A 19,689-nucleotide genomic window follows, 5' to 3' on the forward strand; every position below is an offset into this window, starting at 1 on the left:
GTGACCGGCCGTGGTCGTTCGTTCAGCGCCTACCAGCGGTGGGTGAGGTCCTTCTCTTGCCGTTCCAGGACCGCGATCGTGGTCTGGAGGTCGGCCCGCTCCCACGTGGTGAGCGGCCGGGCGCCGGGCTTGGTCGGGGCGTTGAGCATTTTGCGCAGCGCGGTCAGGACGTCGCGGACGCGCTGCTGGTCGGTCTTGTGGACCGGGCCGGCCACCTTCTCCCACTGCTGGTCGTGCAGGAGACGTAGTGCCCAGGAGCGCTTGTCGGCCTGCTCCTCCTGCTGCGTCTGCCTCTGGCGGCGCAGGGGTGCGGTCCGCTGGGTGTGGGCGGCGAGGTGCGCAAGACGGCGGCCGTCCGCGCACCGGGGGGTGGTGGCGGAGCAGGTCGTGCAGCTCTTGACGTGCACCTGGTGCAGCGTGCGGGCCGTCTTGTCGTCGACGAGGCCGCCGACGATCTGCACGACAGCTGGGGTAGGCATCGGCTGGGGCTTGCGGATGACGCGGTCGGCGCGGCGGCCGTTGGTCTCCGAGATGCCCTCCTCCAGGCGGCGGGACCACGTGGCGACGGTGACGTTGATCGTGACCAGGCGGTGGCTGCCGGGGCAGCGGACCGGGTCCTCGGTGCCGGCGGTCTCCGTGTGGTGCGGGACCAGCTTGGCCGTGGCCCGCTTCGTCGCGGCGACGCGGATCGGAACCCACGTGCGGCAGGACGGGCACACCAGAGAGATGCAGGCGGGATCGAGGTCGTACTCGTGCGCCGGGAGCTTGGAAACGACGATCGGGTCAAGGTGGCTGATCGTGCGGGACCGCGTCCGGCGCTTGCGCTCGCGGCTCACGGTCTCGACCTCGCGGAGGGCTGTGGACATGGGGAATCTCCTCAGGACAGGCGGAGGGGTGCTGCGTCGCGGGTGCTCTCTCGGCCCGTCAGGTCACACCGGTACGTTCCCGGGTGTCCTGACGGACTGACAGCGCATTCGCGCTGCGACGGTTCACGCAGAGGTCACGGACCCGAGAGGAGTTAGTTGCCTCAGACTCACGGGGCCACCGAAGTGGCGACTGCTGCGGTGGAGCGTGGAGGAGTGGTGACCCGTTGGATCACCACCTCGCTAACGAGGTAAAGAATCACATTGCTCGTTAGCTATGTCAAGAACCTCGCTAACGAGGTATGGTCAAGGCATGTTTCTTATCGCTACCGAGCACGACCCGCGCGCCCCAACCGGTGGGTCGCTAGCACGCAGCCCTAGGATCGCTAGCGAGGTAGGGAGGCACATGCCTAGCGAGAAGGGCCCTCAGCGGCCGAAGTACCGGGTGATCGCTGACGCTCTGAAGGCTGCGATCGAATCCGGTGAGTACGAGCCCGGCAACCGGCTCCCGGGCGAGTCCGCCCTGGCTGAGCAGTACGGAGTAGCTGCGCTCACGGCGCGACAAGCGCTCAAGGTTCTCCGGAATGAAGGACTTGTGGAGACGAAGAAGGGCGCCGGCGCTCGCGTTCTCTCGTTCCTGCCAATTCGACGCCACGGGATCGAGCGCCTTGCTCGCGCGCGTTGGGCGAGCGGCAACTCGATCTGGTCGACGGACGAGGCTGGCAATCGAGACGTGACCGTTGAGGCCCGCGTTGGCACAGTCACTGCTCCGGCGTACGTCAGTCAGGCCTTGGCCCTTGAGCCCGAGGCGCGTGTCTGTGCCCGGTCGCGCAGGTACATCGTCGACGGCCGTCCCGTGATGCTCGCTACGTCGTACCTCTCGCTGGACATGGTCGAGGGGTCTGCAATCACGCAAGTCGACACCGGCGAGGGAGGCATTTACGCCCGTCTCAAGGAGCTTGGGCACGAGCCAGCCCATTTCCGAGAGGAGATCCGCTGTCGGCTGCCCGTCACAGACGAGGCTGCGCGTCTGGGCATGCCGATCGAGCGACCTGTCATCAAGATCTGCAGGACGGCGTTCGACGCGAGCGAACGCGCAGTCGAGGTCAATGAGATGACACTCGACAGTGCGGCCTACGTTCTTGAGTACGCCTTCGACGCGTAGAACTCTCACGGCCCTTTCCCTTCCTCCGGTGTGCTCGCAATCACACCGGAGGAAGGCTTGGAAGAACATCACGGATAGCTCGTCAAGTTCGTGCAGAGATTCCTCAACGAGTAATCAACGAGTTCGTACACATGGGATTTCGGGCCCTGCACTTAGGGTCCGGAGCATGAGGCTGACGGAGGATCAAGGGGTGGGACGACGTCGCGCGGGATGGCGCCCGGACAAGCTGCGTGAGCATCGCGAGGCCCATGGTCTGACGCTTGAGGAAGCTGGCGAGCGACTGCGGCTCGTGGCAGAGCAGGCCGGGCTGGAGGTGCCTGCGGCAAATCCGCAGACGCTGAGCATGCACGAGACGGGGGAGAGCTACCCCGGGCCGCCGTACCGTCGGGTGTACTGCCTGCTGTATCGCGCGACGGAGCCGTCGCTGGGGTTCCGGCCGGCTCTGCCGGGGGAGGAAGTCGCCCAGTTCGAGGTGACTCCGCTGCCGGAGCAGCGCAACGGATCCCACGTGATCGCAGTGGAGCGAGCGTTGACCCGGATCGCGGATGGCGGCGGGTTCGACAGCTACGGTTGGCAGCAGCGTGTCATGGAGGCGTGGAAGCGGCGCCGCACGGGCGGTGACCCGCACAAGCCGTGCGTCGTCCTCGTCGGCGGTTTCGCGGGTAGCGGTAAAACCGAGTTTGCGCGGTTCCTGACACAGCTGACGGGCTGGCCGCTGGTCGATAAGGACCCGCTGACCAGGCCGCTCGTGGAGCCGCTGCTGATCTCGCTGGGGTCTGAGCCACACGATCGACACACGGATCTCTACCGTGAGCGGGTGCGTCCGGCCGAGTACGCAGCCCTGATGCAGGCCGTGTACTCAAACGTTCACTGTGGCATCTCCACCGTGGTCACCGCCCCGTTCATCGCGGAACTGGGCGATGAGCAGTGGATGCAGAGGCTGATCAACAAGTGCTCGGCCCGGGGTGTCGACGTCGCGCCCATCTGGGTGCGCTGCGATGTCGAGTCCATGTATGAGTACATCTCCCACCGGGGAGCCGCGCGCGATGCGTGGAAGCTGGAACGCTGGGATGAGTACCTGACGACGATCGACGTGGACCTACGCCCGGCCGTGCCGCACCTCGTGGTCGACAACCGCTTGGGTACGGCGATTTCGCTTGCGGACCAGGCCCGGCAGGCCATCGGGGCAATGCCGCTATGACGCAGCAGGGTGTGATCCTCTATGGCCCGCCGGCGTCGGGGAAAGATACGGTCACCGCAGCACTCACCGAACTCGCCAAGGAGTACCGCCAGTTCACCCGGCTCAAAGTGGGCTCGGGGAAGTCGGTCGGCTACCGGATGGGGACGGCGGAGCATCTGAGTGCGTTGGAGGCAGCGGGGAACGTCGTCTACGCGAACGTGCGGTACGGCAACACCTACGTCATCGACACTCCCGGCCTGAACACGGCCTTCGGCGCCGGGGTGCCTGTGGTGCACCTTGGGCAGGTCGACGGCATCCGAGCACTGGTCGACGGGTACCCGGCCGACTGGTCGGTGGTGCTGCTGTGGTGTTCGCGCGAGGTGACCGAAGAGCGGTCTGCGGGGCGCGGCGACAGCGACACCGCGGCGCGCCTAGCGGCGTGGGATGCGACCCGCGAGGACCTGGACAAGCACCCGGGTATGACCTGGGACCTGACCGTCGACACCTCGAAGGTGGCCCCGCGGGACACGGCGCGGCTCGTCGATCAGCTGCTGGCGCGGCGGGCGGGGGCGACGACGGCATGAGTGCGGGTTACGGCTGGGCGAGTCGGTCCAGGGCGTCGGTGAGCGTGAGCTTGCTGTCGTCCTTGACGTCGTTCCACCGTGCCAGCGTGGACGCGGCCGCGCGCAGCATCTCTGGCGGAAGGCCGGCGGCCTCGAGCGTGTCGGCGGCTTCTTCCAGCTCGGGGCCCCAGCGCCATGCCCGGGCCGCGGTCTTGGCGACGTACCGCGGCTCGGAGAGGTACGAGTCGGTGCGCCGGGAGGCGACCTCGATGAGCTCCTGGTCGACACCGTGCTCGCGTGCCATCCCAACCGCGAGCGCCACCAGGACCCGCGAGGTCTTCTGGAACGACGCGTACGCCAGCTTCAGCGCAGACGCCTTCCCGATCTCTGCGCCCAGCACCGCAGTCCGAACGGCCGTGTCCGCGAACAGCGCCTCGATGCGCTCGGTCGCGGCGGCCGGGCCGGACAGGTACAGGGTCGGCGTCTTGCCGCCGACCGGCGGGGAGCCGACGACGCCGCCGTCTACGACGGTCGCGCCGCGTTCGAGCAGCGTGGCGATCCGCTGCGTGCGCTCGGGGTTGATGGCATTCGCCTCTACGTACACCCCGGCGAAGCGGTGCCCGGCGACGGCGCGGGCCAGGTCCTCGGCTGCGGCCGGCGGGCAGAGGCTGATGACGATGTCGCTGCGGTCCAGCAGCTCAGCCAGCGTCGCCACGGATGTCAGCCCGAACCGGGCGGCACGCTCCACGGACGCGGTGCTGCGCCCGGTCTCGCACCACAGGACCGCGGTCGCGTTGGTCGCGGCGCAGGCGGCGACGGCGGCGCCCATGCTGCCGGGGTGGAGGATGCCGATGGTCAGCTGGTCCACGGTGCTACTCCGTCTCGTTGAGCAGGATGGTGATGGCGTCGGTGACGTCGTCGACGACGTGGCGCGCGAGGGGGAGCCCGTCTGGCCAGGGTCGGCCGCGCAGCCAGATGGTGCGCAGGCCGACCTGATGGCCGCCGCCGATGTCCCCGGTCGGGTTGTCGCCGACCATCCAGCCGCCGTCCGCGAGGCTGACACCGCACCGGGTGGCCGCGAGTTCAAAGAGGCGCCGGTCCGGCTTGCGGATCTCCACGTCGCCCGAGGCGGCGACGCCGTCGACCAGCTCGGCGAGACCGGTTCCGGCGAGTTTGGCGCGCTGGATATCGCTGGCCCCGTTGGTGATGATGCCGATCGTCCAGGCGGCTGCGCGCAGATGGGCCAGGCCCTCGAGGACCTCGGGACGGCAGGTGACGGCGGCCGACATGAGGTCGACGTACTCCCGCCACAGGTCCGCGGCCGCCACCTCCAGACCGAAGGCTTCCTGCAGCCGGGCGAAGTCGTTGACAGTCGCGCGATCGGCCAACTCGATGCGCAGCCACCGCTCGGCGTCAGGGGAGAGCGTGCGGGATCGGCACAGACGCGTCAACGCGTCGCTGAGCGCCGACTTTCGGTCGGCCAGCGTGCCGTCCAGATCGAAGAGCGCGAGTTGGTGCACGGTCCTGGACCCTACCGGGCGTCGGACTCAGCGCCGTTCACGGCAGCAGCACACCCCCACCGGAGATCAAATAGTGTATGTTTCAGAGATCCATCGATCATGGGAGCCTGTGCTATGTCCGACCCGGACCGCCTGAAGCGGGTTGATGCCCTGCTCGACGGCCTGGACGACGTCCTGCCTCCGCCGCGCGTACGCGCCCAGCTGCGCCTCGCGGCGAACCTCACGCAGCAGGACATCGCGGAAGCGGTCGGCGTGAAGCGCCTCGCCGTGGTGCGCTGGGAACTAGGCAAGAGCAACCCTCGGCGCCCTCAGCGCACTGCCTACATCCACCTACTCAAGCGGCTCGCCGAGCGATTCCCCAAGGCTGCTGGGCTGAATGAGGGCACGCCGACGCCAGCCTCGGATTCAAGGGGGTCGGGGTGACGTAACGCCACCGGCCGCGCGCCACCTTGCGGACTGACAATCCGCTTCGGCCACGCGGCCCTTCGCACCGACTGGGCGTGACACCTCAGTTCGGCTGCTCAGTCCCGGTTGACGCCGGTCCTGAGCTTCGGCTCATCGAGCCAGTTCACCTAGCAAAACCCCGCCTTCGACAAGCGGGTCGGCCCCTGACAAGGGCCACCAGCAACACCCCGACCGGCTGACAACGGTCGACGCACTGCCGAGCCGCGGAGCCCTGTGACAGGGGCCCTGCGGTCCACCGGATTCAAGAGGAAAGGAGAAATCCCCGCCTGATCGGTGTCCGCCCTCTTCTCACGAAGGGGGCGGCCCGCACATCCACACACCTGGGGTCGATCCAGCCCGGAGGGCTCGGTCGGTCCAGCCATATGGAAGGTAGGTACTCGCCATAGTGCCTGATGTTGCGTCCCCTGAAAAGCTGGAAGCGTCCGACTCATTCCGTTTCGCTCTGTTCGTACCGGAAGTGGGGCTTCCCGTAGGAAGCTACAAGCCGGGTGCTTTCAGGGCGGTCTCGCCGGGCACGGTCGACCGGCTTGTGCACCCGCTCTCGGAGGCCCTCAAGGACGTCGACAACTCCGTCGGCATCCTCGATGGGGCCGGCCCGTGTGGTGGGACGCGATCCGAAGTTCTTCACCGCCGTGCGGGAGGCAGCGGGGCTCTCACGGGTTCTGGGCCTCTGTCCACAGGTGGTCCGCGCGAGGCTGCCGGGATGATCTCTGTCTCGTACGTGCGGGTCGGCCGTTGAGCTCCGTGGCGGCGTCGGCCGCTGTGGTGATCCCGTCCCCACGTCCGTCCGGTTCGCCGGTCGGCGGGGCGGTCGACGTGCTGCCCGCCCTGTTCGTGCCGGAGGCGTCCCAGTGGCTGTCGACGACGCTGGGCCGGGTCGCGGGCGACGGTTACTCCTGGATGCAGGCGGTCCACTGGGTTGCCGGGTCCGGTCTCTACGAGCCGCGGCGGCACCGGTCGCACGGGCCGCGTAGCTTCGGGCCGACGACGGTGCGTGTCGCCCAGGAGCTGGCGGAGCTTTTCCCGTGCCGTCCGGGGATCGAGTACCTGGTGCGCCGCACCGGGCTGTCGGAGCGGTCGGTGGAGTATCACCTGGGGATGCTGCGGGAGACGGGGCTGCTTGCGTACGTCGTGCGGGGCACCCGGATCCGCGGTGAGAAGGCGCAGGCGTCGGAGTTCGCGCGGATGATCCCGGTCGAGTTCGATGCCGCGCTGGGGACCCGCACGGTCCTGCGGGACACCGCTGCGCCGGAGTACACGCGGGCGATGACCGGGATCGCGGAGGCCGGCCGGGAGCTGATGGCGAAACTGGCGAAGAAGGCGTCACGGAAGGTGCGCAAGCCCCGCTCGAAGATGTCGTCGAAGGCATCGGTGAAGGGTGCCCGGAAGGGTGCTGAGCAGGCCTCTGTGACGGCTGTTTCCGGTGAGGTCCGTTGCACCCCAATGCAGGTCGGTACCTCAGCGTGTCCTTCTGCGGGTGCTACTTCTTCCCCCCCTGAGGAAAAGCTCGCTAGCGGGGAAGCGAAGTTCCCCACCCCGAAGGAGCCCGCCAGCAGGCCCGGTGGTCGCCGGAAACTGAACGCGGTCGGCCGACGCTTCCAGTTGGCCCGTGAGCTCGTCCAGGAGGTGGACTGGCTCCGCGGCTGCTCGGTCGCCCGGATTGCCTGGGTCGCCCGGAACGTGGCCGATGCCGGATGGACCTCCACCGACGTACGGGCCTGGCTCCACCTGCGCGGCGAGGTAGCCCGGGTCCGCCGCGGCTCCGGCCTGCTCGCCGTACTGCTGGCCGGCGCCGAGACCACCCTCGACACCCCCGCCAAGCGGGCCGACGCCATCGAGCAGTGGCGCGGCGCCCAGGAAGCCGCCCGCCGTCACCGCATCCAGCAGGTCCGCGCCCGCACCGAGCGCTACGACGGCGACTGGACCGCACCCGCCAGCCATGCGGTCCGCCACGAAGTGGAAGAGGCATTCGCCCAGGTCAAGAACGCGGCAAACGGCGGCCACCGCCAGGACCATACCGACGTCGTCGACGACCAGGACGCCGGGCTGGCACCGAGCGAGCAGGAACTCGCCGAGCTCCGCGCCACCGCCAGGGACGAACTCATGCTCGGCGAGACCACGCTGATCACATCCATGGACCCGGCAACAGCTCTGCGCATCTTCGGCGAGCGCCTGGTGCGCCGTGCCAACCAGCTCAGAAGCGGCTCCCTCAGCTCGCTGATGACCTACGGACACCGGTAGGAGGCCGACATGACCGAGCAGACCACCGCCGACCGGACCGGCAACGACGCTTCCGCAGGGCCGTCCGGTGCCGATCTCGCCCGCCTTGCCCTGCAGCAGGCTCGGCTGGCCGCGAAGAACAACGGTGCCCGCACCCCGCACCGCCGCCGGACAACGACCACGCGGCGGGACGGGCGGGAGCCCTCCGGGTTCGCCGCCGTACTCCAGAACCTGATGGCCGACCGGGCCTGGGACGTCCCGGCCGCTGGCGGGAACGTCCTGGACCAGTGGCCGGACATCGCGGCCGCCCTCTCCCCGAAGCTCGCCGTGCACGTCCAGGCGGTCGCCTTCCACGCGGAAACGGGGCAACTGGACCTTCGCCCGGACTCGCCCGCGTACGCGACGCATCTGCGCCTGATCAGCTCCCGGATCGTCGCCGCGGCGAACGACGCGGTCGGCACTCAAGTGGTCCGCACCGTCCGCGTCCTGCGCGTGGGCACGACGGCCCCGGTGCTCCGGAGGCCAGGCGTCGTTTCGAAGTCCGCGGCCGCGCCCGAGGTGGCGGTGAAGACCAGGCAGGAGGCGTCACCGGGGTTCCACCGGGCGCTCGCCGCGCACCAGGCCGTCACACCCGCCCAGCGGCTGGACCCGGGGATCGCGGAAGCTGTCGAGCGGCAGACCAGGGCAATGCGCGAGCTCAGCCGCAGGGCGTTTCCCGAGATGGAGGCTGCTGTCGAGGATGCGCCGGCGCCAATCAACGCTGCCCATCTCCAGCGCCGCCGTGAAGCCGCCGCCATCGAGGCAGCCGCCCTCCGGCGGGCCCGCGCGGAACGTGCCGCCCGGCAGGCCGGGACCGCCGCCTTGGTCCCCGCCGCGCCCCTCCCGCTGCGCACCACCGCATGACGGGGCGCGCGGATCCAGGGCTACGGCACCGACAGTCGGCGGCCGGGCAAGAAGGCCGCGTGCTCAGCGATGCGGAGGCGGGAGGGCAGGCCGGAGATCACCGGCCCGTCGTAGCCGGGGACGGTCCGTAGGTGAACTCTCCCACGGCTTGAACGCGTGGATCACGCCGCACGCCGCACCGCATGAGGTGCAGGCGGTTGCGGAGGCCACACGTCGCGCACGGAGTGTAACTAGACGTGTGGGTACAGTACTTGACCTACCGAGAGGGGAATGACAGTGGCGAAGAGGAAAGCTCGACCCAAGACGGCAAAGCGCCTGGCAACAGGCGCCTTGCCGCCGCCTCGAGCGCAGGCTCCTGTGGTGACCGCCGGCTTCACCCCGCGGCGTTACCCGGCGTTGACGATGCGCTTCGGCGACCGCACCTTCGACACGGTGCACCTGTACTACCGGGACCACTTCCCTGAGAGCCGGCCGCGCGGGATCGCCGAAGGGTGGGGCTTCGCGATCGAGCTGCCTGCGGTACTGGACATGCTGGACGCCGTGGCGGCCGGTCAGGTGCAGGCCGCCGACGCGCGCGCGGCTCTGCTGGAGGGCGTAGCCCAGCTGTACGGACCGCTTCGCTGCTTCGAAGACGAGGATGAGGACGACCAGCTGGCGGTCTGCCGCGCGCAGGAAGGATGTCCGCTGTGCCAGGGTGAACGCAAAGGGTGGTTCGACGCCCTGCTCGACTCCGCCGACAGGGAGTGGGCCCGGTTCACCGCCCCTGAGGAATACCCGTTCACCGCAGGACAGACCGGCATCCACGAAACCACCTGCTCGGTAGTGGCCCGCCACAATCCCGCGACGTACGCCAGGCCAACCGGGCCGGCTTACGTGGAAGCGCTTCGCCGGTACGCCCACAGCGTCGATCCCCACAGCGGCCGCAGTGACTTCGACGGTAATCAGAACTATCCACGAATGCAGAGCATGACCGCCGAGGAAGCACATCAGTGGATCAGCAAGAACACGGGACCCAAGGGAGGCCGCAACTACAAGCGCTGCGCACGTTGCAGCCCCGCGGTGTAGCTGGCCACACCGCGGCGCATGGCGCGGCAACAGCGTCTTCTCGGCCATTGCGGGTGCCGAATCGGGCAGCTCGGAGTAACGCCGGTGGCTACGCTCCATGATCTGCGGCTGGCGCGTCACGGCCCCCTGGGCGGAGACATCACCAACGAACGAGGGCCGTTCACCGCAACCACAGGGAATTACATAAAGCATTCGGGTGATGACGTACAGTTAGTAAATGCGATATGTTTACAAACCTGTGGTTCCGGCGGACCAGCTCCGGGAGCTGCCCACCCGGGATGCCGCACTCGTTCTGTTGCAGTACCTCGCCAAGGCCGACAGCTTCCCGCAGTACGGGGCGACAATCGGTACAGCACGGGAGGCGTTTCGGGGCGAGCCGGACAGCGTTGTGCTCCTGAGCCGTCTGTCCGACGCCTGGTGCTGGCTGGAGGCGCACGCGCTGCTGTCCCGGGCGCCGGGTCAGTCGGATGGCTTCCGGCAGCTCTCCCGCGACGGCAGACACCTCGCGCAGAACCCGCAGGGCCTGGCACGGTTCGAAGCCTGCGGACGGCTCTCCGGTCCGCTGCACCCCGCCCTGGACGGAACGGTGCGCACCAACTTCCATCTGGGTGACTACGAGACGGCCTGCTTCGCTGCGATGAAAGCAGTCGAGGTTGCCGTCCGGGACGTTTCGGGACTCGACAGCTCCCTGGTCGGCGTGGGGCTGATGCGCAGGGCATTCCAGCCCCACCAGGACGGCAAGGGCGGAGGCCCGCTCGCCGACGCCGGAGCCGAACGTGGCGAGCAGGAAGCCGCCTCCGCCCTGTTCGCCGGCGCCATGGGCGCCTACAAGAATCCGTCCAGCCACCGCACCGTCAGCTTCGACGATCCGCTGGAGGCGGCGGAGATCATCCAGCTCGCCGACCTGCTCCTGCGGCAGGTCGAACGGGCCAGGCGCCGCCAGAACCCGAAGTCGGGCACGTGACCCGATCTCACCCTTTCCGGTGATCACCTGTCGAAAGGCTCCGCCCTCGTGACGGGCGCGCCGATGATCGGCGGGTGATCACCCAGCCTCCTTTCCGCAGCCGCGGCCGTCGCACGGTCCGAACGGCACTGACCCTCGTTTCCCTCCTCGTTCTGGTGACCGGCTGCGCGGACGATCCGCCAGCCGGTCACGAGGAGCGTCTCCACAAGGCCGCCGGTGTCGCCGCGTTCAAGATCACCTGCACGAAGGACATGTGGGAACGCACCACCGCCTTCCCGGACAAGCAGCTCGACTCGTTCCGGGACGCCAAGCCCCACAGGTCCGGCGGTGCGGCCGGGAAGCGGGGTCTGGTGGAAGTCACGCTCACCGGCTCGCAGCTCGTGGACTATCTCAAGCAGCTGAACGAGGACATGAGCGGCGGACTGCTCGGCAGGGACAGCGTGGAGCCGATGTCGCGGCGAATGTATGAGGCCATCGTGCCCGTGGTCGACCAGATCCGGAAGGACGCCTCACCCGCCGAGGTCCCGGCGGCCACCGTGGACGACGCGGTCGCCCCCGCCGGCCCCGAAACGTCCCCGACCGCCAGCACCAGAACCTGACGAGCGCCTGACAGGAGTTCAGCGACACCAGCCTCCCTGTGCCAGGGCGCGATCGCACAGCGTGAGCCGGGGTGAGTAAAGAGGGCGATCGGCTGCGAAGCCAAGGGGGCGGCTGCCACGCTGTGCCGAAAAGGAAGGGCGGGGCACGTGCGGCATGACAGACGGCAGATCCAGACAGCGGTTCTCGGCAGCCCGGACTCCGAAGAGCCGCTCGTCCTACCGTTGGAGGCCATCGAACTGGATGACTTCCGCAGCCACCACGAGAACGACTCCTTCTGGTGCGGACTCCTCCTCGGAGGCTGCGGTGGCCAGCTGACGACGAAGCTCTACACCGACCGGGTCTGCCACTTCGCCCACCACCCAGGCCCTGACGGCCAGCCCCACATCTGCAGCCGGCAAGCCCGCAGCGTGAACAGCGCCGACCACCTCTACGTGAAGTCCGCGGCCGCCGCCTGGCTCCACAGCCGCGGCGCGCAGGCCGACATCGACTTTGCGCAGCCGGACGGCAGCCCGCTGGGTTCCGTGGTCGACATCCGCCTCGCGCACAAGAAGTTGCGAGTGCACCTGGACCAGAGCGTGGCACCGGAGTGGAACAACGAGGACGAGCCGGTCCTCGGCGTATCGGTCCCGGTGGACCACGACACCCTGATCAAACGCTGGTACGTGCACCGTATCCGTCTGGACAGCGAAGGCACCGGCCGACGGGTCCGTATCGGGACCGAGGCCTTCGCCCGCCCCACCGAATGGTTCTCACTGGGCGAATGCGAGATGACGGAACGCGGCCTTTCCACCCCGGCAGTCGAACGGATCGTCCGGTCCCGCAGCACGCCCGCGCCGACCCTCCGGGCCACACGCACGGACAGGAAGTCGCCCGACGCGCGGACCCAGACCCAGGTCCTGTTCCGCCGCATCGAAGAGGCCCGCGCTGTGGGGGCCGTCGTCGTGGTGACTCGCATCAGCCACACCCTGGAAACCCTGGACGGCCTGGACCCGGAGACCCGGGCCCAGATCGACATTGTTCTCCAGGACGCCAAGACCTGGCTGCAGGAGCAGGCCGCGGCCCGGCAGGAGATGTTCTCTCGGCTGGACGAAGTCGTGGCCGACGGGAACGTCCAGGAGGCCCGCGGACTGCTGACCCGCGTGAACGCGATCGCGGCCCACGACCGCACCGACAGCGAAATCCAGACGGCCGGGGCGGCCGCCACTTTCCTTGCCGGAGTGCTTCGGGAACAGGAGGAAACCGCCCGCAGGCTCAACGCCGCGGCCGAAGCCGAGGAAGAGAACCGTCGGAGAACGGCCCGGCAGAAGGCGGAAGCACTGCAGCAGGTACGCACGACCTTACGCACCCTGCGTCGTCACGGCCGCACCATGCTGGGGACGGAGAAGCGGCGCCGGGTCGCCGTGCTCACCGATCTGGCCGTCAAAGCCGGTGATCAACTCCCGCGCAGCGAGAAGAGCCAGGTCGAGGTGTGGAAGGCCCGCGTGCAGCGCGAGCAAAAGACGTCGGCACCTGAACAGGCACTTCCCGCACAGAGAAAATCCGTCCCGGACCGCACACCGAAGCCCGACAGGGACCGAAACGTACAGCAGCAAAAGGGCGAGCGCCGACTGCACCGACAGGTCGCGCGCGCGGACTGGTACAGCGAAACCTGCCCGCGGTGCTACGCCGTGGCGGGGAAGCCGTGCGGCAACGACGACCGGGTCGGCCCCGGCCGGGCGCGGCAGCTCCCGCACGACGAACGCCTACGCAGAGTCCTGCACCACAGCGACGCCCGCTTCCGGCCACCACGGCAGCGCCGCGAAGAAGGCAGCGAACAACCGCCCGGTGGCACGGCAGCCCGGACCTGGCAGCCGCGGGAAGTCAGATGCCCGAAGTGCCAGGCCCCGGCGGGGGCCCGCTGCATGCCCAACGGCCCGCACCGCGAACGGATCGACTGGGCAGCAGAGTTCACCCGCAAGCTGTGGGGCTGACCCCTGCCTCCTCAGCCGCCGGCAGCCGCTGGGACCTCGCGGACTCCCAGGCCGCCAGCGTCGCATCGGAGTCACCGTCGGCCAGACCGTCGTCGGCATTGCCACCGGGGGCGTCGCGCCGCTCTTCGTTCCCGGCCGGAAAGGAAGCCATATGTGGGTTCCGGCCAAGGACCGGGACACCAGGATGGACTACTGCGGCGAGCAGCGCCCGGCAGAGGAGCTACCGGGCGCGAGCGATGACCTGCACTTCTCCGGGAAGGACGCGGACTGTCGTCCGTCATTCAATTCCCCGGGGCTGTGAGCAGGTAATTCCCCGGGTGTGGCCCTGTTCTGATGACTACCCAGCCTTCTTCCCGGTGTCCCCGGTGGCTGCTCTGGGTCGCTTGTTCGGCCGATAGCTGGCTCCGTTCATGAAGAGCTGGTGGCTGTTGTTGATGAGGCGGTCGAGGAGGGACTCGGCGACGACGGGGTTGGGGAAGAGCGGATACCAGTCCTGCGGGGCTCGGTTGGAGGTCAGGATCAGTGACCGGCCTGCGCGTTCGGTGATCAGTTCGTAGAGGTCGTCGGCCTGGGGTGGGGTGAGCTCGCGCATGGCGAAGTCGTCGAGGATGAGGACGTCGGGGCGGGCGAGTTCGCGCAGGCGGCGGTCCCAGCTGTGGTCCGCGCGGCCTCCGGCGAGGTCGGCGAGGGCCCGGCTGGTCTTGGCGAAGCGGGCGGATCGTCGCCATCGTCAGGAGAGGCAGCATCTCCTTGATGAACTCGTGGTGGGCAGCGATCTGCGGCCAGGTGATCTGCCGCAGCCGCGTGTCCGCGAGCTGCGGAAACCACTCTCTGACCAGCCCGGCCCAGTCCGCCGACGTCATCGGCGGCCCACCAGGGGTGATCCCGGCAGCCACAGCCGGGGCCAGGTACTTGCGGATCGTCTTGCGGTCGATCCCCAGCGAGTCCGCGAGCTCGGTCTTCGAGCGCCCGGCATACCAGTGGATCAGAACTTCGGTCACATCGACCACGGTGAACGTTCTCCTCGCCATACCACCCCTCGCACATCTGCACGAGGGAAGCGTCCGTCTGGTGAGGACCACACCCAGCGCGACACGCGTACGTCATCCCGGTGGGGAATTGCGTGCTCAGCTGGGGAATTACTTGCTCAAGATCGACTCAGAGCGGGGAATAACGTGGCGGCCGACAGGCCACCGCCGAGCTCGAGGTGCTCGGGCGCGGTCTGCCCTGGTGCGTGGACCCGCATGACGGCTGGCCGGGCAAGGAGCACTCCCACACCGGTGAGGTGACCGGCGGGCGGCCGCCGTCGCCCGGCTGGACGGACGAGGAGAAGGCCGCCGTCGCCGGGCTCCGCCAGGAATGCCTGGCCCTGTCGGAGACCATCAATACTCATCCGTACTGGGGACCGTTCACCGGCGGAGACCTCGTGGGCCGGCGGATGGAGCTGAAGGCAACCACCAGGATGGCGGCCGGGGCCGCGCCGGAAGCCTGACCGGGAGGCCGCTCTGGGTGACGGTCGCCGCCTTCGGGCCGGACAGTCCCCGGGGGCAGGGGCGACGCGATGGCCGGGATCCCCGGCGGGCGTGCCGGGCCTGTGCTCAGCAAGGTGGCTCGAGGCGGCCCGCAGCGGACGGGCGGTTCGCCGCCGGCACCCCCTTCCGCATCGCCCCCTACGGCCGGGCTGCCGTGGGGGAGTGGTGTGGCGGGCCACGGATGTTGCCTGAGGGAGCAAGTTACCTGGCCCGGGTAAGTTCGATTCCAAGGAAAACTTGCCCGAAACAGAGACTTTACTGAGCCAGTAAAGTCTTGAATCTGAGCAACTTTGCCTGGCCGGCGTTTGATGATGGCCAGGTGGAACCTCCGCAGATCAGAGAGGCGCACCTGCTGGAACAGGGCATTCAAGCCCTGAGCGGCCTGCTGGGGCCGGAGTGGCAGGTCACGTTGTTCTCGTAATTGGCAGGAGTTTCGCGTGCGCGAGGACCCCGCCGCTCATGGTGGGCTGTCTGCCCTGCCTCGCCGCTACGAGGAGACCGTGCAGAAGACCTACCGCGAGTTCGGCATCGTCAAGGGCGAAGCCCGGCCCTCTCGCACAGTACGTTGCCACCAGATGCCGAGTCCTTCCTAGAGTTCCTTCACCCAACGGTTCCACTTACCGGGAACCGGTGAATGCTCAAACCCGTAGCGGGTTAGCGCGGCACTCCCGGCCTCAGTTCCCATGTTTGAAACGATTCGCTCAAAGCCGCCCGCCTTGACGATTTGAAATCCCTTCTCCATCATTGCCCCCAAGACACCTCTGCGGTACCTGCGATCAAGATCAGGGTCCAGGAACACCCACCCGACATCACAACTCCTATCGCCTTTCTGTGATCGGGTCGGCAAGCAGAAGAATCCTCCGACAATTTCCTGCATCTCATCCTCTGCAATGAGATGCACAACTCCGGCACCCAGGTCGCCGTCAACGCCCGAGCGAGTAAAACGCACCGGATTGTCCGAAGAATATCCCGCATCGTTGTAATGGGCCCCTTTAAATGCTTTCCTCAGGGCCAACTCGACATCACCCCACCGCGTGAGAATGTCAGCCTCTTTCAGAATTCTCACCTGAAACCGGCGTCCATCAATATTCAATTCCCATATCATATTCGCCACCCCGCAGACACCCCATTCAGTCGTTGGTCGAATCCTTGGCGCGGCGACCCTCGCACCATTTTTCCAGTACGGATTTCCGTTGGTACTTCAATCTTGGGCAGGGTTTTCCGATAAAGCATGCAGTGGGCCGCCGAATGAGTGAAAATGGCTCGCTGCACTTGAAAGTGTGCAGGGTTGATCAAAAGCGGCACCCCTTCCGCGGTACGGCTGACCGCAGAATCCGGCGATCCGGGCCGTTACGCCAGTCGGCCGTTCATCTCGCTGCCCATCGAAGCCAAACCGAACCGCATCAGACAGCCGATCTCGTATCTCAAGTCGCTCACCAGTCCAAATGGCTGGACTCGGTCCGTTTGGAGCCCGGCGCCGATGTCGCTGCGATCACCACGGCCCAGAAGCGACCCCTCCACGTGAGGTACTGAGCAGGTCGTGACGATCGCCGACGCTCGCCTCTGCTGCAACTCGGCCCGGGCAGCCGGGCGCACCTCGCACCCGGCAAACGGCAACACCCTGCTCCAGGTCATGACTTGAGCTCTCGGCACAGACGGCCGGTACGATTTCCCACCCGCCAGAGTGAACCCACCCCCGTAGCGGGGATCCCGCAGCGCGGCGGCGCCGAGCATGATCGGCATGATCCGACGTCTGCGCCGAACCACGCTGCTCACCGCCGCCGTGGCCCTCGCCGGAGCGGCACTGACCGCCGCTCCCGCTACCGCGGCCGCGGTAGCGCCCGCTGCCCCTGTTTCCGTTACCGCCCGTCAGGCTCCCGCTGCTCGTGAACTTCCTCCGCCGCCGGACACGGCCGAGGCACGTCTGCAGCTCGCGCACCTCACCGTCGCCGACGAGGACGACGTCCCCGGCTACTCCCGCGCGAAGTTCCCGCACTGGATCACCCAGTACGGCACCTGCGACACCCGTGAAGTCGTCCTCCAGCGCGACGGCCAGGACGTCGTTCAGGACGACCAGTGCCGTGCGACCAGCGGCACCTGGTACTCGGAGTACGACGGCAAGAGCTTCTCTTCCGCGTCCGGCCTCGACATCGACCACGTCGTCCCGCTGAAGGAGGCGTGGCGGTCAGGGGCATCCGCGTGGACAACTCCCGAGCGCCGGGCCTTCGCGAACGACTTGACGCACTCGCAGCTGATCGCGGTCTCCGCCAACAGCAACCGGGCGAAGGGCGACAAGGACCCCGGCAACTGGCGCCCGCCGCTCCAGTCGTACTGGTGCACCTATAGCAGGGCCTGGATCAGCGTGAAGGCCACCTATCACCTCACCGCCAACCCGTCCGAGGTCGGCGCCCTGGTCCAGATGCTCGACACCTGCGACACCTGATCCCCCGGCCAGACCGCCGGCAGATCGGCTTGGGCACCGGGCGCTCATGCCCGGACCCGAACCGCCGCAGGGGAAGCACAGAGCTTGCCCCGGCTCTTCCCCTGCGGCACACCGCCACCACCCACGCCACACGTGCGAATTCACCTCAGGAAAGGCCTCATCGTGACCAGCACTGCCGCCGCCCGCCGCGGCGTTCTCCGCAGCACCTTCGCCGCGGTCGTTGTCGCCGTCGCGCTCCTCGTCCCGGCCGCCCAGTCCAGTGCCACGGGTGCGTGTGCGCGCCACACCACCGGGGAGTGCAGGGCCGGCAGCACACACCCGGCAGGAACGACCGCCCAGTGCAAGGACAGCACCTACAGCTCGGCGCAGCATTTCCGCGGCACCTGCAGTGGCCATGGAGGCGTCCGCTACTGGTACAAGTAACTGGACCGGCCGACTCCGTGATCGGCTGCGTCCCGGCGTAGTGGCCCCGGCGATACCGAGGGGCTCTTCACCGTTCGGGCCCGTGCAGATCTTCCGTCCGTACGGGCCCGCGTGCTGCTGGCTCGCGGCTACTCCTTCTCGCCCTCGCTCTTCTCGTCGGGCTGTTCACCGGGCTTGCCGTCGGGTTCGGGCGACGGTTCCGGCTCGTCGGTCTCGCTGGCCGGTGTGATGTCGCCGGGGGCGGCGCGGTCGTCGAGGGTGATGGTGACCGGCCGGCCCGTGGCGGAGAGTCCGGTCAGGCTTTCCTTGACCCGGTCGTAGAGCACGGTGGCCAGTTCCTTGTCGCCGTCTCCCTCGGTCGCGGTTTCCTTGACCGAGTGCAGGGCGATCAGCAGCGCGATCAGGGACCGCCCGGACAGCGCCGCGCGAACGCGTTCCTCTTCCTTGCCGAGGACCTGCGCGGGTGCCCTGAAGTGCGGCTGGCGGCCGGCGTGGGCCGTGATGAACTCCCAGGCGTCCCGGTGGCACAGCACCGTCGCGGAGGAGACCCGGGCCGCCTCCCGCAGCAGCGCGCTGTGCTCCTCGCACACGTTCACCGAAGGCTCGCCGGCCGCGTCCTGCTCCATCCCGGCCCGCAGCTCGGCCGCCCCCTGGCTCAGGGAGGCCAGTTCGGCAAGCAGTTCCTCGCGCACCTCGTCGATCCGCTCGCGCAATCCGCCGACCGCTCCGTCCAGGTGTGCCCGCACGTCTTCACGGACACCGGCCAGCAGGGCAGTGGGCTGCTCCTCCAGCGTGGCCTGCAGAGGGGCGAGCTCCTGGGCCAGGGCCTCGCGCACCGCGAGCCGGATCTCCGCGGCCCGAGCCACGACGGGGGCGTGGTGAGTGTCGGGGAGCTCCTCGTCGCGCTGGGCCGGAATCACGAGGGTCGCGCTCTGCGGTGCGGGGTCCTGGACGACTGTGGGCTCGGTGGCCATCTGCCCGGCGGCCGCGGATACGGGTCCGGCGCCGTTCGGCGGGGCCGTATGTGCGGCGGGTGCGGATCCGTTGCTGGTGAGAGGCGGCTGCGGCGCCGTGAGCGGGGCGGGCGGAGTGAGGGCCCTGAGTGCTTCCTTCACCTCGCACATCTCGGTTCGCAGGGCGCTCACGGCCCCGCGGACTTCTGCGCTCAGCATGTCCCCGCCGGTCGTCAGCCGGTCCCGGGCCTCGCGCAGGTTCGCCCGCATGCGATCGAGCTCGTCGACCAGGGCCTGCTTGGTGGCCTCCTGGGCCGTCTGCCCGCTCGCCTCCAGCCGCTCGACGCCCTTGCCGATGGTGTCGCGCAGGTCGGTCCCCGTGTTCATCACGGTGGCGTGCAGCATCGTGAGCGTGGCGGTGTAGTCGGTTTCCTTCGGCCGTGACATCTGCCCCCCATTGGTTGCAAAAAGTAGTGGTGTGAATTCACTGCGTATGCTGCCCGACCGGGGCCTTTGCTGCGGGAGATACCGATCAACCCGCTCCGCGGACCGGCGTCATCAGGCCACCGGCGTCGCAGCACATCCCGGTCCGGCAATCCGAGAGGGGCAGGCGGCGTGCCACGCCGCGCGCAGAGCAGGACGGAAAGCCGTCCATAGCACTCAACACATCTGATCTGCATGCGAGTTGAGACGGTTCACTCGATCGTGAGCATCGTCCGCTTGCGCACCATCGATCACGCCTGTGACTTGTGCCACTTCACGCGGCCGGCTTGTCAGTGGCACGCCACATCAGCCACTAAGTCACCGCAGGTCAGCACTGCTGCACCGTGTGTCATAACATCACGTTCCGCCTATGGCTC

Annotated in this window: 19 protein-coding genes and 1 pseudogene; 14 read left to right on the plus strand and 6 right to left on the minus strand. The window is 68.3% G+C overall.

Features of this window, described 5'->3' with window-relative positions:
• Positions 1 to 29: 29 nt before the first annotated feature.
• Positions 30 to 866, minus strand: coding sequence for a hypothetical protein (locus ACFCV8_RS07205; protein WP_376684269.1), 837 nt, complete (start codon positions 864 to 866; stop codon positions 30 to 32).
• Between the two features lie 403 nt (positions 867 to 1,269).
• On the opposite strand from ACFCV8_RS07205, the gene ACFCV8_RS07210 reads away from it, so the two are divergent.
• The 3 genes from ACFCV8_RS07210 to ACFCV8_RS07220 all read left to right on the plus strand — a co-directional run bounded on the left by ACFCV8_RS07210 (position 1,270) and on the right by ACFCV8_RS07220 (position 3,792).
• Entirely contained in the window at positions 1,270 to 2,028 is a 759-nt protein-coding gene (locus ACFCV8_RS07210) for a GntR family transcriptional regulator (RefSeq protein WP_376684270.1), read from the plus strand.
• A gap of 166 nt (positions 2,029 to 2,194) precedes the next feature.
• Positions 2,195 to 3,229, plus strand: coding sequence for an AAA family ATPase (locus ACFCV8_RS07215; protein WP_376684271.1), 1,035 nt, complete (start codon positions 2,195 to 2,197; stop codon positions 3,227 to 3,229).
• Positions 3,226 to 3,792: a guanylate kinase gene (locus tag ACFCV8_RS07220; protein ID WP_376684272.1), complete on the plus strand. Its 567-nt coding sequence runs from the start codon at positions 3,226 to 3,228 to the stop codon at positions 3,790 to 3,792. The genes ACFCV8_RS07215 and ACFCV8_RS07220 overlap by 4 nt, the downstream gene beginning before the upstream one ends.
• Positions 3,793 to 3,799: 7 nt before the next feature.
• Here the strand turns inward: ACFCV8_RS07220 and ACFCV8_RS07225 are convergent, their stop codons facing one another.
• Entirely contained in the window at positions 3,800 to 4,639 is an 840-nt protein-coding gene (locus ACFCV8_RS07225) for a DUF1932 domain-containing protein (protein ID WP_376684273.1), read from the minus strand.
• 4 nt (positions 4,640 to 4,643) lie between these two features.
• Complete coding sequence (locus ACFCV8_RS07230) at positions 4,644 to 5,291, minus strand: HAD family hydrolase (protein WP_376684274.1); 648 nt, start codon at positions 5,289 to 5,291, stop codon at positions 4,644 to 4,646.
• Between the two features lie 114 nt (positions 5,292 to 5,405).
• Between ACFCV8_RS07230 and ACFCV8_RS07235 the strand changes: the two genes are divergently transcribed.
• From ACFCV8_RS07235 to ACFCV8_RS07265, 7 genes are all read left to right on the plus strand, one after another.
• Positions 5,406 to 5,714, plus strand: a complete 309-nt coding sequence (locus ACFCV8_RS07235) for a helix-turn-helix transcriptional regulator (RefSeq protein WP_376684275.1) — start codon at positions 5,406 to 5,408, stop codon at positions 5,712 to 5,714.
• 786 nt (positions 5,715 to 6,500) lie between these two features.
• A complete protein-coding gene (locus ACFCV8_RS07240) occupies positions 6,501 to 7,997 on the plus strand; it encodes a transcriptional regulator (protein ID WP_376684332.1) in 1,497 nt (498 codons plus the stop codon).
• A gap of 9 nt (positions 7,998 to 8,006) precedes the next feature.
• Positions 8,007 to 8,879: a DciA family protein gene (locus ACFCV8_RS07245; RefSeq protein WP_376684276.1), complete on the plus strand. Its 873-nt coding sequence runs from the start codon at positions 8,007 to 8,009 to the stop codon at positions 8,877 to 8,879.
• Positions 8,880 to 9,239: 360 nt separating this feature from the next.
• Positions 9,240 to 9,944 carry a hypothetical protein gene (locus ACFCV8_RS07250; RefSeq protein WP_376684277.1) on the plus strand — a complete coding sequence of 235 codons (705 nt, stop codon included), beginning with the start codon at positions 9,240 to 9,242 and terminating at the stop codon, positions 9,942 to 9,944.
• A gap of 217 nt (positions 9,945 to 10,161) precedes the next feature.
• On the plus strand, positions 10,162 to 10,908 hold the full coding sequence (locus tag ACFCV8_RS07255; RefSeq protein ID WP_376684278.1) for a TIGR02391 family protein: 747 nt from the start codon (positions 10,162 to 10,164) through the stop codon (positions 10,906 to 10,908).
• Positions 10,909 to 10,982: 74 nt separating this feature from the next.
• Entirely contained in the window at positions 10,983 to 11,507 is a 525-nt protein-coding gene (locus tag ACFCV8_RS07260) for a hypothetical protein (protein WP_376684279.1), read from the plus strand.
• Between the two features lie 147 nt (positions 11,508 to 11,654).
• Entirely contained in the window at positions 11,655 to 13,478 is a 1,824-nt protein-coding gene (locus ACFCV8_RS07265) for a hypothetical protein (protein WP_376684280.1), read from the plus strand.
• Positions 13,479 to 13,815: 337 nt separating this feature from the next.
• On the opposite strand, the pseudogene ACFCV8_RS07270 reads toward ACFCV8_RS07265, so the two are convergent.
• Positions 13,816 to 14,136: pseudogene (locus ACFCV8_RS07270) on the minus strand (ATP-binding protein); the annotation flags it as partial.
• Positions 14,137 to 14,712: 576 nt separating this feature from the next.
• Here ACFCV8_RS07270 and ACFCV8_RS07275 point away from each other — a divergent pair.
• Positions 14,713 to 14,970: a hypothetical protein gene (locus ACFCV8_RS07275; protein ID WP_376684281.1), complete on the plus strand. Its 258-nt coding sequence runs from the start codon at positions 14,713 to 14,715 to the stop codon at positions 14,968 to 14,970.
• Between the two features lie 314 nt (positions 14,971 to 15,284).
• Entirely contained in the window at positions 15,285 to 15,431 is a 147-nt protein-coding gene (locus tag ACFCV8_RS07280; protein ID WP_376684282.1) for a hypothetical protein, read from the plus strand.
• Between the two features lie 168 nt (positions 15,432 to 15,599).
• On the opposite strand, the gene ACFCV8_RS07285 is transcribed toward ACFCV8_RS07280, so the two are convergent.
• On the minus strand, positions 15,600 to 16,103 hold the full coding sequence (locus ACFCV8_RS07285) for a hypothetical protein (protein WP_376684283.1): 504 nt from the start codon (positions 16,101 to 16,103) through the stop codon (positions 15,600 to 15,602).
• A 648-nt stretch (positions 16,104 to 16,751) separates the two neighbouring features.
• Between ACFCV8_RS07285 and ACFCV8_RS07290 the strand changes: the two genes are divergently transcribed.
• Positions 16,752 to 17,453: a DUF1524 domain-containing protein gene (locus ACFCV8_RS07290; RefSeq protein WP_376684284.1), complete on the plus strand. Its 702-nt coding sequence runs from the start codon at positions 16,752 to 16,754 to the stop codon at positions 17,451 to 17,453.
• Positions 17,454 to 17,615: 162 nt separating this feature from the next.
• Positions 17,616 to 17,876: a DUF3761 domain-containing protein gene (locus tag ACFCV8_RS07295; protein WP_376684285.1), complete on the plus strand. Its 261-nt coding sequence runs from the start codon at positions 17,616 to 17,618 to the stop codon at positions 17,874 to 17,876.
• 128 nt (positions 17,877 to 18,004) lie between these two features.
• On the opposite strand, the gene ACFCV8_RS07300 is transcribed toward ACFCV8_RS07295, so the two are convergent.
• Positions 18,005 to 19,276: a hypothetical protein gene (locus ACFCV8_RS07300; protein WP_376684286.1), complete on the minus strand. Its 1,272-nt coding sequence runs from the start codon at positions 19,274 to 19,276 to the stop codon at positions 18,005 to 18,007.
• Between the last annotated feature and the right edge of the window lie 413 nt (positions 19,277 to 19,689).

Source organism: Streptomyces sp. NPDC056347, assembly GCF_042262625.1.
Lineage (GTDB): Bacteria > Actinomycetota > Actinomycetes > Streptomycetales > Streptomycetaceae > Streptomyces.